Origin of the sequence: Paenibacillus albiflavus (assembly GCF_004344915.1) — a bacterium.
Taxonomy (GTDB): Bacteria; Bacillota; Bacilli; order Paenibacillales; family NBRC-103111; genus Paenibacillus_AM; species Paenibacillus_AM albiflavus.
This window is the reverse complement of sequence record NZ_SKFG01000002.1, coordinates 382,436-396,923: the sequence shown is the minus strand read 5'-3', so window position 1 is coordinate 396,923 and position 14,488 is coordinate 382,436. Positions and strand designations below refer to the sequence as shown.

Genomic DNA, 14,488 nt, shown 5'->3' with positions numbered 1-14,488 from the left:
ACTTGCTTTGTTGAATTTCACATAAAATAAATAAATTATTCCGATACATAACGCTGCACACAGAAATGTTTCAAAGACGGAATAGGCTAGGCTTCCCCAAGTAAATCCGCCTTTTTGAAAAAAACTCAGTTTGCCAGAATACATTATTAAAACAAGGATAACACCAATAGCAAGCCAACTAAGCCCAAGGGATTTGGGTATATTCCCCATCCATCCTCTTCTCGCAGCTAAAAGCCCAAGGATAAAAAAACTGGCATACTGCGGCACATGCGCAAATTCAGTTTGTATTATTCCAAGAAAGCCTACCCAGTGGTCGATAGGATACCAAATTCGAATTACAAAAGTAACAACGGCAACAAAGAGCGTAAAGAGTAATATAGCAACATGTCCAGGAAACTTATTCTTGGTTTCTGTTGTTAAAGTTTTTTTGATTATCATTCGGAAAATAGCATAGAGTAGAGCATATACCAAAAGATGCTCAATAAACCACAAATAACCGAAATTCATATCAGGCCATGAAGGGCCTGTCCAACCTACAGGTTGATCACCTATTCCAAAATAGATCGAAATATAATATTCCCAGTAAGAAATGGATGGATATCCTCTAAAATTAATGTAATAGGTATACATTAGTAGTGGAATGATGATGAAGAAGCCGATAAGAAGTGGTATGCCAAGTCGTTGAAAACGTTCTTTAAGAAACTTGCTAGCACCTTTTTTATTAAACGTAGCTGGCATAAAATAAGCCGAAATCATAAAGAAAAGACTCATAAAAAATGCGGCATTTACAGCGAAGAAAGAACCTAATCCCGGTGAATCAACAGTTTTAAAATACCACCATCCTTCGGAGCCTCCGTACGGTTGACCTGCATGATGGGCAACCACAAGCATGATTAGTGCAACCTTCAAATTGTCCAAAAAATATATCCGGTTTTCAAGTGTCTTCAAGATATCCAGCCCTTTCTTGTAATCTTTGTTTAATTTTTTGCAAGAATTTCCTATAACTACTTTTCTACGAACTTCGCATAACATCCTAATTTCGAATATTATACGTAATTATTGAATTGATCTATGAACTTCCTCCGCAATATGCATTATGTTACATTTTACCACAACTGCATATAAGATTAATCTCTAGTTAATTTAATTTGCTTACCTAAGGATGTACCCGTACGGCAGTTTTTTGTATCCATTTTGCATTTCTTACGGATCAATATAGACATTTACAGTCTGAGTGCAGATTGAGCAAATCTACGATCAATAGCTTTGAACATAAAAAAACCGATCAATTAGCTGATCGGCTTGTAACTAATTAGTATATTAATTTATAACATGAAAGACAAAATTAACAAGAAATAAACCTGCAATTAAATATAGCGGAAATGAAACTTCTTTGGTTTTTCCTTGGGCCAATTTCATAACAACATAAGCGATAAATCCGAATCCCATTCCATCGACAATACTGTACGTAAGAGGGATCGAAGCTACGATTAGAAAGGCAGGAATTCCTTCTGAAGCATCAGAGAAATTGATTCGTTGAATCCCAGCGATCATTAATCCACCAACAATAATTAGTATTGGGGAAACCGCGCTATCTGGAATCAGCTTAATAATCGGAATGCAAAATATCGAGATCAAAAATAAAATACCCGTTGTTATGGCTGTAAGTCCACCTCTACCACCTGCAGTAATGCCTGCAGCACTCTCCACTGTGGCTACTGTAGGACTAGTACCGAAAATACTCGTCGTTACGACAGATATTGCATTAGCCTGTAAAGAACGGTTAAATTTATCAGGCTTACCTACCATATTCAGATGACCATGAATCAAACCGATATTTTCGAACACAATAACGAGTGTCAACGTAAATGAAGCAATCCAAAACGCAACCGAAGTTATGTTACCGAACGACAAAGCACCGAATACTTCGAGGTAGGATTGCAGCGAAGCATGACTTCCTGATGTTTCGCTCAAACTAACTTGACCGAATCCTATGGCGAGTAATGTACCAACGGCTATTGTGATCAAAAAGTTGCCAGGCACATTCCGAATAAACAAAATCAATGCGATGAGCAACGTTAATAAGGTTAATAGAGTGCTCGTTGACGCAAAATCACCAAGCGCTACGAACGTTTTTTCGCTTGCAACTACAATTCCACCTTTTTGCATCCCAATAAATGCTAGAAATAAACCAATTCCGATCGTTGTTGCTTCCTTTAGCGAATCTGGGATCGCACGCGAAATCGTCTGTGCAAGTGGTGTAAAAGCAATTACTACGAACAATACGCCCGATACAAATACGGCGCCTAATGCTTCTTGCCAGGTAAGTCCCATAGATTGAACGACTGTATACGTAAATAAAGCGTTAATTCCCATTCCTGGAACAACGATAATCGGCGTTTTCGCCCATAAACCCATTAGCAAACAGCCGACAAACGAAGCCAAAGCAGTCGCAATAATGCCTGCCTCAAGAGGAATGCCTGCATCCTCTAAAATGGATGAATTAACGGCTATAATATATACAATTGTAAAAAAGGAAATAATACCTGCTAGTAACTCTCTCTTAACGTTGAACCGCAATCCGCTTTCCTTTAGCCGATTGACTTGTTCACTCATTCATGCTGAACCTTCCTTCTTTTATGTCCCCTCGCCCACCCTTTGCATTAAACTATTATAATTGCATAAATCAAAAAAAGCCATCACCATCTTGTGGGTGTTGGCTGGATAAACTAGCGGAAGTCCCATTCCTTAATAAAAGTGCTTTCGATATCCTTCAACCTTTTCCTCCTTGAATCCTAATTTCTCATAAAAAACATGTGCTTCTTTTCTCTGCTCACCAGATACAAAAATCATGTAATAGCAGTCTCTTTCCCTAGCGATCATTTCAATCTCTTGCATTAGTTTTGCTCCAACTCCTTGTCTACGGACATGTGGAGAGACAATTACATTCTCGATTACCATAAAAGGTTTACATTCTCCTACTAGATCATGGCAAATGATTCCCATAAGAGAACCTACTAGATCTTCACCATTGAATGCTCCGAGGATTATGTAATTATCATTGTACTGTATTGATTTAAATACACCTTCTAATTTCGAGTAGTTGGTGTCTCTACCAATAAGTTCATTATAGAGCTGACATAAATCTGGAAGATCGGCATAAGTAATGCGCTTTATAGTAATCAATGCTACCCTTCTTTCTGATGTTTATAGATGACTTCATCAATTTTACTTGCTATCATTCCAGCACCCTTATTAATATTGCCGATAATATGTGCATGTATATTGCTTTGGGGATACACGGAAGATTGCATAATCACACCTGGGTCACTGCCCATTACATAGAATTTAAAAATGGTGTTATCAAGCATTAAAATCCAAACACCGTAACCATAGTACCTATGATCGTTATCCTTAATATGTGGAGTCAACAAAATATTAGTATACTTTTCAGACAACAATTGATGATTAAACAATGCATCCCAAAACCTGCCTAAATCATGAACGGTCGTAAAAGCTCCCCCATCAGGTCCACCTTTGATAGGAACTGAATAAATATTCGTCTTCCAAGTTGTATCCTCATTATCTATATACCCGATAGCAGTTCGCTCAGGTAGTTGATCCATTCGAAAATAACCTGAATCTAACATCCCACATGGCTGAAATATATTTTTCTCAACATATTCAGTAAAATCGACCCCAGTTACCTGCTCCACAACTAATCCTAGTAGAATATATCCTGCATTGTTGTATGAAAATTTATCTCCAGGGGAAAATTTCATGTGGCCATTCTGAAACAAAGGAAGAAAATCTTTGGGTGATTGTATGGAATACATAGGTAGGGTCCGCCATAGGTCTTCAAAATCATCCATGTACTCCTCATCAAAATAATCCGGTACTCCCGAACTATGGGTTAATAAATGATGAATTGTAATTCCAGAATCGAAATTAGGAAAAGAGATATCTAAACAATCTTTTAAATATGTATCAAAAGACAATGACCCATTTTGAACAAGCTGACATATCGCAACTGAAGTAAAAATTTTGCAGCCTGATGCTATTCCAAATTTGGTATAAGAACTAATATGGATTCGTTCGGAACGGTTTGCATATCCATATACTTGCTCAAAGGTCTTTCCATCACTTTGGACTAAAATTGCTCCTGAAAAAGGTAGTGTTTCATTATGCTGTTCAATAATATTTGCAATTGATTGAAAGTGATTCATTTTATTGCACTTCCTTCCTATCACTAGTTGACAAACCTCGCCAATGAAACATGTTTATATAACTGAGATTACAGCGTTTTCCGCACAAACTCCATCATATACTTTTCCTTAAAGCCAAGGCTCTCATAAAGATTTCTGGCAGAATTCCCGACGACACACCAAAGGTTGACCGTTTCATTGCCTTGTTGATAGATTTCGTTGCATAAGTACATAACGAACTTTTTCCCAATCCCTTGTCCTTGAAAGTCTGTTCGGACGGAAATACTGCTGATTTCATTACCACAAAGGTGACTATAAGCAACGATCTCCCCATTTATTTCGTAGACAAAACGGGTTTCCGCATCTTCTTTCCATGCTATTCGTTCTTTTTCACTAGGCTGGGCGATCACAGAATCAGGAAAGCACCCAGTTCGAACTCGCATCTCGTGAAAAGCTACGGCATACATCGACTGACTGGCAAGATAGTCTTCGTCTGTATATTGCCTAACTGGAAGTTCCTCCAATGGAAAGGGATCACCGGATAGCTGCATATAAGCCGATGCAAAATATGGGTCATAACCTAGCTTGCGCGCAAAAGCTAGAGACGATTGTTGAGCGGCACGAAAGGAGCTCCTAACTTTTTGGGTTCCAACCGTACGCAGTTTGTTTTCTGCATACTTTACCATGGCAGAACCAATTCCTTGCCTGCGAAATTGAGGAGCGACAAACACAGTTAAATAAGATTGCGGTACAGGCTCGTTCACTTGGGCAAGTGCGACAAGTTTATCCTCAATGTATGCGGTAATAAACAATTCGGGTTCTTCAGCAAGCACCCGAAGGATGTCTTCTCCCGCCTCAACGTCTCTGGTTAATAACTCTTTTGCGAGATTATAATCTTTTTCACTGAATTGTTCGTAACGGATACATGCTACATTCATTAGTGATCGGCCCCTCATTCATTTGGTTTATTTGTTGTGCTTTCCTTCATATTCAATAATCCAGCAATCTCTATATTGTCCTTCATGCCATTCATGTTCTTTTAAGTATTTCTTCTTTACGAATCCGCACTTCTCATACACACGTAATGCTCTTTCATTCCAAGCCTGGGGATCCATCACAATCTTTTCTGCTTTTTCATGAGTTAATAAGTAGTTAACCATTGATTTTACTAGATCTGTTCCAATTCCCTTATTCCAATATTCAACTTCTCCTATAAACTGATCCATTCCATGTATATTACCGTTAAAATCTCCATATCCATATTCTTGTCTTTCTTCTTCGCTGATTAAATAAAATTGTATGTAACCGATTGCATGACCTTCAAACTCAATAATACACTGAGTAATATCTCTAGCCCGTTCATAAAAGTGCTTCTCTACCTTTTCAAAGTTATAAGGTTGGTCACGACCTCCATAGTATTCTAATACGTCTTTATCGCTTAACCATTTTAACAGCAGCCCGGCATCGTCTACTGTTAGTGATCTTACAGCAATACTTCCATGACTATATAAATTCATTGTTATCACATCCAAATTCTTTTTTAGATAAGTTTCTCAACAATTTCCTCTAATTTTATTCCTCTTGAACCTTTAATTAGGATCAAATCATTTTCTTCAATAATATTATTAATGTGGTTAATCAGTTCTTGTTTATCCTGAAAGTGTTTTACATGGCTAGATGTGAATTTGCTATATAATTGATTCGAAATGTGTTCGCTTAAGTTCCCAATTGTAAAAACATAATTAATTTCATCATGATTTATTTCATTTCCAATTTCTTGGTGATATACAATTTCATTAGCGCCAAGCTCAAGCATATCTCCAAGTATTAGAATCTTTCTCTTGTATCCTGTTAGTTCAGTAATCGTTTGTATTGCAGCTTTCATAGAAACAGGACTAGCATTCCATGCATCATTAATGATTGTGCACCCTAATTTGGTCTTTATTTGTTGCATTCTCATTTCTGTTACCGTTAAATTTTGAAGCCCGTTTTTAATATCTTTTGAAGCAATTTTCAATTCATTTCCTGCAGCAATAGAAGCAAGCGCATTTAGTATATTATGTGTTCCGAACATCGGAATAAGATAGTCTTGGCTATCATTCGATGTAAAATGGATACCATCATTAGATACATATTGTTTAATAGGATAATAATCGTTAACTGAGGATTCACCAAATTTAATAATACGGAATGTCTTTGGTTCTCCTGATACTCCTTTGCTTAATAATGGTTCATCACCATAATATATTAATGTTCCTGATTGATGGAGTCCTGCTATTATTTCTAGTTTGGCTTTCGCAATAGCCTCTTTTGATCCTAAAGTTGCAATATGAGAAACACCAATCATCGTAATAATTGCAATATCTGGCCGCGCAATTTCTGATAGCAGCTTGATTTCACCTAAATTACTCATTCCCATTTCCAAAACTGCAACTTGTGTATCCTCTTCAAGTTCAAGCAGAGTTAATGGTAATCCATACTCCCCATTATAATTACCAATGGTCTTCTGTGTTTTATATGTAGTTGCTGCTATGGAGTATATCATATCTTTGGTGGTTGTTTTCCCATTACTGCCTGTTACTCCAATAACCTTGATGTTTAACTGATTTCTATATGCCTTAGCCAGATTTTGCAATGCCTCCAGCGTGTTATTAACATAAATAATAGGGATTCCCTTTGGTGGATTTGGTTGATCTTTTTGCCAAAGTGAAGCAACTGCCCCCTTGTTAATTGCATCCTCCACATATTTGTGTCCATTATCTATCCTAATAATCGGTATAAACAAATTTCCATTACAAAGGGTTCTTGTATCGATTGAAACACCAGAGATACTTAATGAATTATAAGTTTGATCTAATCCAAAACCATTCGCCATTTTTTTAATTTCTTTTAATGAACGTTTTATCATCTGTATCCCCCTACTCAGGAAATAAAGTGTTTATATTTCTGAATACATCTTCGATATTCTACGTATATGCCGTGTTATTTGATGACGCCATCCTGTTGAGCTGCTAAAAAATTATCTTTCTCCATAATATCCATTATCTCACTTTCAGAGTACCCACTAAACTCCAGAATTTTAGCTGTTCTTTGTGCTATTTCTTTATTTACAAGTTTTTCAATAAGATACAACGCCATATTCACACCTGAAGAGATGCCTCCTGATGTAATGATATTTCCATCCTTAACTACTTTTTTATCCTTAACGACTTGAATGCCTCTGGATTTGTTATTAAGTAATGATAAAGCCAAATTGTGAGACGTAGCAGTTTTACTATTCAAAAGACCGGTTTCGGCTAGAATAAGTGATCCAGAGCAAACAGAACATATCATTTCTATGTTTTGCGATTTTACGATATAATCGATTACTTTTTTATTCTTTTTCATTTTATTAATAGCTCGTAATGGTCCTCCTGGAATGATCAAAATATCAAATCGTGGGGCATTATCTAAATTATAATCTGGTTGAATCAATGTTCCTGTATGGGTTTTTATTAAATTACCTGTTTCTGATACCGTTTTAACTTGAAAAGGCTTATTTTTGGGCAGAGATCTTTTGTACAGCATGATGCTTTGTTGTAAATTTGAAAATGCAGCTAAAGATAGCACTTCGCATGGACCTGCAAAATCCAAAAGATCCATGAAGTCGTAAACCAAAATTCCAACATTATATTTTGTCATTTTGCTCTCCTTTAAAGCCATCCAGACCATACATCGAATCTATGCCCATTCAGATCATAGAATCTGAAGCAGTTTCTGTTCCATCATACATCTTAATCTCAGAAACGCATACGCCTCTTTGTTTCTTAATGTTTCATATGTTTTTTCGATATTGCTTGATTTGTATGTAAGAATATACATATCGAAATCCTTGTCTTCCCAATGATCTGTTCGATATGTTAGCTTTACATCTTCTTTATCGTTGACAGTTACCAGCATGATGTCTGGTCCAAAACCAAGTTCAAAATAAAATCCATTCCAATGGAATCCAAGTTTCTCTTGATACCATTTAATTGTTTCTTCCTGATCGACTACCGGTAAATAAATACAGTCTACGTGACCACTTCAATTCCTTATATTTTCTTTACATAAAAGAGTTCACCGATATTTCCAGAATTGATCCCATTCAGTATTCCACATTCTTCAAATCCCATTTTTCTGTGCCACTTCTGAGGCTCTGATTCATTAACCTGTGATGAACTATATAATGATTTCAGTCCCTTGCTAGTTAAATAGTCTTGCGAGTACTCCAACATTCTTTTACCAATTCCTCGCCCTCTATATTCTGGATTTACAATAATCAATCCTATATATGGGTACTTAGACCATAAATATTCCAATCTTAAATATCCAACTAATTCTTTATTTTCTTCAGCAAGTATTATTTCTTGATTTTCAAGTTTCCATTTAAGAATATGATCGGCAACCGATTGATCACCATTAATAACATCTTCTAAATCTTCCAATCTTCCAAATCTAACCTCTATACTCATAGACATATCCTACTCCTTTATGATCTCATTAGCCTCGCAAAATGTGTTTTCCTGTTTAAAATTCTCTGTTATTGAAATGGCTACGGTGCAAATTTGCATATCATTTAAGACGAAGACGTATAAATGACAGAATTAATAGAATTAATCCCGCTGTTGACCAATTGATTTGTAAAGAGCCTATATCTATGGGTTCAACTGGTGCATTAAAAAATATAAAATACCAAAATATAGCATTACTAGAATCATTATAATAATTAATATATCAAATATTCTCTTCAAAATAGGTCTTCAATCCTTTCAATCCTTAAGATAAGAAATGAGGATCCTGATCACTAAGATACATATAAAAAATCATTCTATGTCATCGTTTATCAAATGTTTGATTTCATTATCCGTTTTAATGTTATGTATTAAACTCTTTAATGTTCTAGGATATATATTCATTCCACCCAGTTCATTAATGTCAATCCATGTGAACTACACACCACCTAAGAGGTGTGTGCTTCTTGGTCAATAGAGCTACTGCTCCAAGTTTACCCAAGCTTATAGGCTAGTTCCTAGCCCGATAAGTACAAATTACATTGCTAATTTCAGAAGGTTAGCAGCAGCATTTATATCTCTGTCGTGTTGTGTACCACATTCAGGACATGTCCATTCACGAACAACAAGGTTTTTCACTTCTACGTTTTTGTAACCGCAACATGAGCATAGTTGACTGCTAGCGTAATTCTTAGGTGCGATAATCAGATCGCGTCCATACCAATTGCTCTTATATTCAAGCATCGAACGAAACATGCTCCAAGATACTTCCGATATGGCTTTAGCTAATTTGTGATTTTGTATCATATTCTTTACACTCAAGTCTTCCATAGCGATAACTTGGTTATCGTTTATCATTTTGGTTGACGTTTTGTGCAAGAAGTCTTTACGCTGATTAGATATTTTTTCATGCAGCTTGGCTACTTTCAACTTTGCTTTAGATCGGTTATTGCTACCTTTCTTCTTTCTCGACAAAGCCTTTTGCAACTTGGCTAATCGTTTTTCAGATTTATGAAGATGTTTAGGATTTGCGATCACTTCACCATTTGAAGTTATCGCAAAGTTTTTCAGTCCAAGATCAACGCCAATCTTGTTTTCTGTTTTCTCCAACGGTGCTATATCTGTTTCAACCAGTACAGAAGCAAAGTATTTTCCAGATGGTGTTTTGGATATGGTGCATGATTTGATTAACCCCGTGAATTGCCGGTGCAGTTTGATTCTGATTCTTGTCTTTAGCTTGGGAATTTTTATATATCCTTCTTCAATGGACACTGTTCCATTTTGATTGTTCGTTGTGAAACGATGGTTGTTCAACTTTTTGCTTTTGAATTTAGGGAAACCTACGCTCTTATCACGAAAAAAATTCTTATAGGCTTTGTCTAGGTTAAGTTGTGCGTTTGCCAAGGCAAGGCTATCAACTTCTTTAAGCCACAGGAATTCTTTCTTATATTGAGCAGGTGTATTACTCAGCATCGTTTCCGTCTGCTTGTAGTGTTCGATCTTATCGGCAAGCATCTTATTGTAGATGAAGCGAACAGAGCCGAATACTTTCGCAAGATATTGCTGTTGCTCATGGTTTGGATAGATACGGTATTTGTAAGCTCTTAGCACGTCTCCACCTCATTTCTGACCTTGGGTTTCAATACATCAATAGGCGCTCCACCAGTAGTTATAAGACAATAGCTTCACGACCAAAAATATTCCTTCCACAGTTGTTCACGGATATTCCTTGTCATGATTCCATTCTTGCAGCGTGATATTGAAATTGGGCTGAATATACTCGAATATCTCTTTTAGCCTATTAGATATTTCATCACCTATTACTTTTCTACGATACTTTACGACTAGAATAAGATGATAATGAAATCAGAACACTGAATGGTTATTTGAGTCTAATTCCAACACTAGATCACCTCCTAAACTCGCTTACCTCACATAACTTGATATTCCCACAATCTCTTCACTTCTATCAACTGTTCAACGTCAAATTCCATTCTATAGATATCAGGCTTGTCCACTTTTTATTCTAACTGCAAACTGCCTATCATCCTAGACAAAATATCAAGAAGTTAATTCATAGAATTTTTGTATCTTCTAGTTTTATATCGGAGCAAGATGACAATTAAAAAGATGTACGAAAGACTAATCGTTTTTCAGTAAAGTTCCACTCATGTCCATTTCAACCTTTCAACAAAAGACATATGCATAGAGATATATAATCCAAATCTGGTTTATGTGATCTATAAGAGCTTAAATCGTACAATTCACTTTAAAATAAGTTATGGAGTGATGATGGTGGATAATTATCAAATCGTTCCTTGGCAGGATGTCATCTTATCCCCAGGAATCGTTGCTGAACAGTATGTTCCTCCTGAGTTAGAGATGCTGGCACGAGAGGTCATGACCCATTATGACATGCAGGTCAATGAGATGCTCTTGATTACCTCCAAGCCTGACAAAGGTGGTGCTATTTGGAAAATCGGCACAAGCAAGGGCAATCTCAGTCTTAAATGTTTGCACAGGCGGCCCAGAAGAAGTCTTTTCAGTGTAGGAGCTCAAGAATACATGTCCAAGTTAGGTTACCGTGTTCCGTCTTTCATTCCTACGAAGGAAGGCAATCTGTATGTGGAAGCTGGTGGAAAGCTTTGGATCGTTACAGACTGGATCGACCCCCTTGTACCGGTATCGAAAATCGATCTGGAAGGAGCTTCACAGTTGTGTTTTGGCTTAGGGGAATTCCACAAAAACTCCAAAGGCTATATTCCACCTCGCGGATCAGAGAAATCCTCGCGCCTCTATGGCTGGGGCAAATATTATGAAAAAATAATTGCCAAAATTGGCTGGTTCCAGGATCTCGCCCTTGCTTACCCTGAAACAGCAGCAAGCGCAAGCTTACTCGATGTCATCGAGGAATTCAAGCGACAGGCTAACGACATGTATCAACGCTTCCAAAACTCCCCTTACCAACGTATGATTGCCAAAGGTGAAGCCCATTGGGGACTTGTCCATCAGGATTTTGGTTGGTCGAACGGACAGATGGGACCAGGCGGCATCTGGGTCATCGATTTAGACGGCGTTGCCTACGATCTGCCGATTCGTGACTTACGCAAGTTGATTACAAGCACGATGGATGATATGGGAGTCTGGGACTTGACCTGGATCCGTGGCATGATTGATGCTTACCATCAAGCCAATCCTATTGATCAAGAAACTTTTGAAATCTTGTGGATTGATATGGCTTTTCCAAACGAATTCTACAAGCATGTCAAAGAAATTGTGTTCAATCCTCAATTGTTCCTTGAGACTGAGCTAGCAGAGAATCTTCAAAGAGTACTGAAAACAGAAACGAGCAAATGGGAGGCTTTATCTGAACTTGAGAAGGATAAGATGAATTACCCAGCAGGTGACTACTCGGCGGAAACATTCCAACCTTCGATTATCGAGCGCCAAGCTGCTGTTCTTCCAGGTGATTTACAGACTCCTAATTATTCCGATGCCCCAGTAAAAGATGACATTATTTCGGTTCCCTCTATACTAGAGCCTGTTTTATCAGATACGGCTGAGTCTGCACCTACGATACCGATAGAGTCTGTTTATTCAGATACGGTTGAGTCTACGCCTACGATACCGATAGAGCCTGTTTTTTCAGATACGGCTGAGTCTGCGCTTACGATACCGATAGAGCCTGTTTTATCAGATACGGCTGAGTCTGCGCCAACAGTACCGCTAGTGCCTGCTTTCCAATTGCCTATGCCAGAAAATTTTGGACCTGCCCTGATCCAACTTCCAACAGACAGAAGAAAGAAATTTACACTACGAGTACCTAAACGGCGCGCAACCCAGAAAACCAAAATTATTAAAAAAATTCGCTATATAAAACGAAAAACACAAAAGAAACCAACGAATTGGAAACGTGGATCATGTGCCGAAATTATCTTTGTCATCAGAATATGGTGTGCTAAGAGAAAAGTTAAGCCATTACACCATCCAAAGAAGAAACGAATGAAGAAAAGGCTAGGGTTTAAGAAACCTAATAATCGTGTAGCGAAGCCTATTCGAAAAAATACGCAACTAGCACAACGATCTAAGAAAGTGTCACCTCCGTTGTTGAAAATAGGCATATTCACTGTGAAAGGAAGCTGTTACTTGTGAACATTCTGATGATTTGTACAGAAAAGCTGCCTGTTCCCAACATTCGGGGTGGAGCCATCCAAACCTATATTGACGGTGTAGCCCCGCTATTAAGTAAACATAACAGAATTACTATTCTTGGAAGCGCGGATCCTGCTTTACCAAACGATGAAGTTGTAGATGGTATTCGTTATGTGCGCTTTAAATCAGATAATTTACTTGAAGAATACGCTGTGGGAGTCCTCCATTTCCTAGAAAGTAATTCCGAATACTACGATATTATTCATATTTTCAATCGCCCTTTGTTGGTCCTTCCTATTCGAAATGTTGCGCCGACATCTCGCATTATTTTGAGTATGCATAACGATATGTTCAATCCGTCGAAGATTGCGCATAGCGAAGGAAATGCGGTGATTGAGCAAACAGAGCGTATTATTACCATCAGTAATTATATTGGAAATACCATCTGTGAGTTCTATCCTCATGCAGCAGGTAAAATCAAACCGATTTACTCCGGTGTTGATTTAGATTCCTTTGCTTCGTGGATGGAGTCAGAAAGTGCACGCAGAGTCCGTGAGAGCCTCAGAGCGGAATACAACCTCAATTCCAAAAAGGTCATATTGTTCGTTGGGCGGCTGACTCGCAACAAAGGACCTCATGTTTTAGTCCGTGCATTGTCGGACTTAATCCATTCGGATGCTGTCCTTGTCGTTGTAGGTGGCTCTAAGTATAGCGATAACACAGTAAGTGATTATGTCGCTTATTTTAGAGCGCTTGCCGAAAGATCACCATTACCGGTCATTACAACCGGCTATGTCAAGGCGCAGGACGTTCACCGTTGGTTCTGTGCAGCAGATGTATTTGTGTGTACGTCCATCTGGCAGGAACCTTTAGCTAGAGTACACTACGAAGCTATGGCAGCTGGCCTTCCTTTCCTCACAACAGCAAGAGGCGGTAATCCGGAAATTGTCATGAACAATAACGGCTTGCTCATTAATAACCCGGAAGACCCGAAGGAATACGCACAAAAGCTGAATACGATGCTATCTGACCTAGGTCATGCACGTCAGATGGGTCTTAACGGTCGCAGACTGGCAGAAAGAAATTTCACATGGAACCGTGTTGCCCAAGAAATACTTTCTGTCTGGGAACAAAAATAGCGAAACTTATTCATTATTTGCAAAAAGGCTGTCCAGAAGTAGATATATCTCTCTGGACAGCTTCTTTGCATAGCGATCGCATGTTGTCTACTTCTGCTTATACTTCCTCAGTTTTTTCTTCGGTTTTTTCTTCGTCATCGTTATCTTTTTCTGACTCTTCTTCTGACTCTTCTTCTGAGTCTTCTTCTTCTGACTCTTCTTCTTCTTCCTCTTCCTCTTCCTCTTCTGACTCTTCTTCTTCTTCCTCTTCCTCTTCTTTCACTTCACCAAACTCCAATTTTGATCCGTCTGGCAACTCTACCTCAACTTCATCAACTTGATCCCAATCAATGTCTGTCATGATATCTTTGATGTCGGCTAAATCAACTTTGTCTTTGTCTCCGTTTAAATACTCCAACGAAATCTTTTCAACATTTTCATTACTCTTTAAATAGTCGATCAATTTGTCTAAATTTTGCAA

General features: G+C 37.9%; 14 protein-coding genes and 1 pseudogene. 2 read left to right on the top strand and 13 right to left on the bottom strand.

The window, feature by feature from the left end; all coding sequences use genetic code 11:
• The 12 genes and pseudogenes from E0485_RS05055 to E0485_RS05005 form a co-directional block, all read right to left on the bottom strand.
• Nucleotides 1–1,032, bottom strand: a 1,032-nt coding sequence (locus E0485_RS05055) for an acyltransferase family protein (protein ID WP_132416863.1), incomplete at its 3' end; no start/stop codon positions are given.
• A gap of 288 nt (nucleotides 1,033–1,320) precedes the next feature.
• Complete coding sequence (locus E0485_RS05050; RefSeq protein ID WP_132416862.1) at nucleotides 1,321–2,616, bottom strand: NCS2 family permease; 1,296 nt, start codon at nucleotides 2,614–2,616, stop codon at nucleotides 1,321–1,323.
• Between the two features lie 132 nt (nucleotides 2,617–2,748).
• Nucleotides 2,749–3,186, bottom strand: a complete 438-nt coding sequence (locus E0485_RS05045) for a GNAT family N-acetyltransferase (protein WP_132416861.1) — start codon at nucleotides 3,184–3,186, stop codon at nucleotides 2,749–2,751.
• 2 nt (nucleotides 3,187–3,188) lie between these two features.
• On the bottom strand, nucleotides 3,189–4,226 hold the full coding sequence (locus E0485_RS05040; RefSeq protein WP_132416860.1) for a serine hydrolase domain-containing protein: 1,038 nt from the start codon (nucleotides 4,224–4,226) through the stop codon (nucleotides 3,189–3,191).
• Between the two features lie 68 nt (nucleotides 4,227–4,294).
• Entirely contained in the window at nucleotides 4,295–5,143 is an 849-nt protein-coding gene (locus E0485_RS05035; RefSeq protein ID WP_132416859.1) for a GNAT family N-acetyltransferase, read from the bottom strand.
• 27 nt (nucleotides 5,144–5,170) lie between these two features.
• Nucleotides 5,171–5,722 (bottom strand): GNAT family N-acetyltransferase, encoded by a 552-nt coding sequence (locus E0485_RS05030; protein WP_132416858.1) that lies wholly within the window; start codon nucleotides 5,720–5,722, stop codon nucleotides 5,171–5,173.
• Nucleotides 5,723–5,745: 23 nt separating this feature from the next.
• Complete coding sequence (locus E0485_RS05025) at nucleotides 5,746–7,113, bottom strand: UDP-N-acetylmuramoyl-tripeptide--D-alanyl-D-alanine ligase (RefSeq protein ID WP_132416857.1); 1,368 nt, start codon at nucleotides 7,111–7,113, stop codon at nucleotides 5,746–5,748.
• A 74-nt stretch (nucleotides 7,114–7,187) separates the two neighbouring features.
• Nucleotides 7,188–7,886: a DJ-1/PfpI family protein gene (locus E0485_RS05020; protein WP_165921075.1), complete on the bottom strand. Its 699-nt coding sequence runs from the start codon at nucleotides 7,884–7,886 to the stop codon at nucleotides 7,188–7,190.
• 54 nt (nucleotides 7,887–7,940) lie between these two features.
• Nucleotides 7,941–8,252 (bottom strand): VOC family protein, encoded by a 312-nt coding sequence (locus E0485_RS25845; RefSeq protein ID WP_407944829.1) that lies wholly within the window; start codon nucleotides 8,250–8,252, stop codon nucleotides 7,941–7,943.
• A gap of 26 nt (nucleotides 8,253–8,278) precedes the next feature.
• Nucleotides 8,279–8,698 (bottom strand): GNAT family N-acetyltransferase, encoded by a 420-nt coding sequence (locus E0485_RS05015; protein WP_207910928.1) that lies wholly within the window; start codon nucleotides 8,696–8,698, stop codon nucleotides 8,279–8,281.
• Nucleotides 8,699–9,274: 576 nt separating this feature from the next.
• Nucleotides 9,275–10,348, bottom strand: a complete 1,074-nt coding sequence (gene tnpB / locus E0485_RS05010) for an IS200/IS605 family element RNA-guided endonuclease TnpB (protein ID WP_132416854.1) — start codon at nucleotides 10,346–10,348, stop codon at nucleotides 9,275–9,277.
• Nucleotides 10,342–10,588, bottom strand: a pseudogene (locus tag E0485_RS05005) (transposase). Before E0485_RS05005 ends, tnpB begins: the two are co-directional and overlap by 7 nt.
• Before the next feature lie 444 nt (nucleotides 10,589–11,032).
• Between E0485_RS05005 and E0485_RS05000 the strand changes: the two are divergent.
• Both E0485_RS05000 and E0485_RS04995 read left to right on the top strand, forming a co-directional pair.
• On the top strand, nucleotides 11,033–12,889 hold the full coding sequence (locus E0485_RS05000; protein ID WP_132416853.1) for a CotS family spore coat protein: 1,857 nt from the start codon (nucleotides 11,033–11,035) through the stop codon (nucleotides 12,887–12,889).
• Entirely contained in the window at nucleotides 12,886–14,028 is a 1,143-nt protein-coding gene (locus E0485_RS04995; protein WP_132416852.1) for a glycosyltransferase family 4 protein, read from the top strand. The genes E0485_RS05000 and E0485_RS04995 overlap by 4 nt, the downstream gene beginning before the upstream one ends.
• Nucleotides 14,029–14,125: 97 nt before the next feature.
• Here E0485_RS04995 and E0485_RS25000 read toward each other — a convergent pair whose 3' ends face one another.
• Nucleotides 14,126–14,488, bottom strand: coding sequence for a hypothetical protein (locus E0485_RS25000; RefSeq protein WP_165921074.1), 363 nt, complete (start codon nucleotides 14,486–14,488; stop codon nucleotides 14,126–14,128).

Bases quoted from the DNA above. Each gene is read 5' to 3' on its own strand.
- E0485_RS05050 (WP_132416862.1), bottom strand. From the start codon at position 2,616: ATGAGTGAACAAGTCAATCGGCTAAAGGAAAGCGGATTGCGGTTCAAC.
- E0485_RS05040 (WP_132416860.1), bottom strand. From the start codon at position 4,226: ATGAATCACTTTCAATCAATTGCAAATATTATTGAACAGCATAATGAA.
- E0485_RS05035 (WP_132416859.1), bottom strand. From the start codon at position 5,143: ATGAATGTAGCATGTATCCGTTACGAACAATTCAGTGAAAAAGATTAT.
- E0485_RS05030 (WP_132416858.1), bottom strand. From the start codon at position 5,722: ATGAATTTATATAGTCATGGAAGTATTGCTGTAAGATCACTAACAGTA.
- E0485_RS05025 (WP_132416857.1), bottom strand. From the start codon at position 7,113: ATGATAAAACGTTCATTAAAAGAAATTAAAAAAATGGCGAATGGTTTT.
- E0485_RS05020 (WP_165921075.1), bottom strand. From the start codon at position 7,886: ATGACAAAATATAATGTTGGAATTTTGGTTTACGACTTCATGGATCTT.
- E0485_RS05015 (WP_207910928.1), bottom strand. From the start codon at position 8,698: ATGAGTATAGAGGTTAGATTTGGAAGATTGGAAGATTTAGAAGATGTT.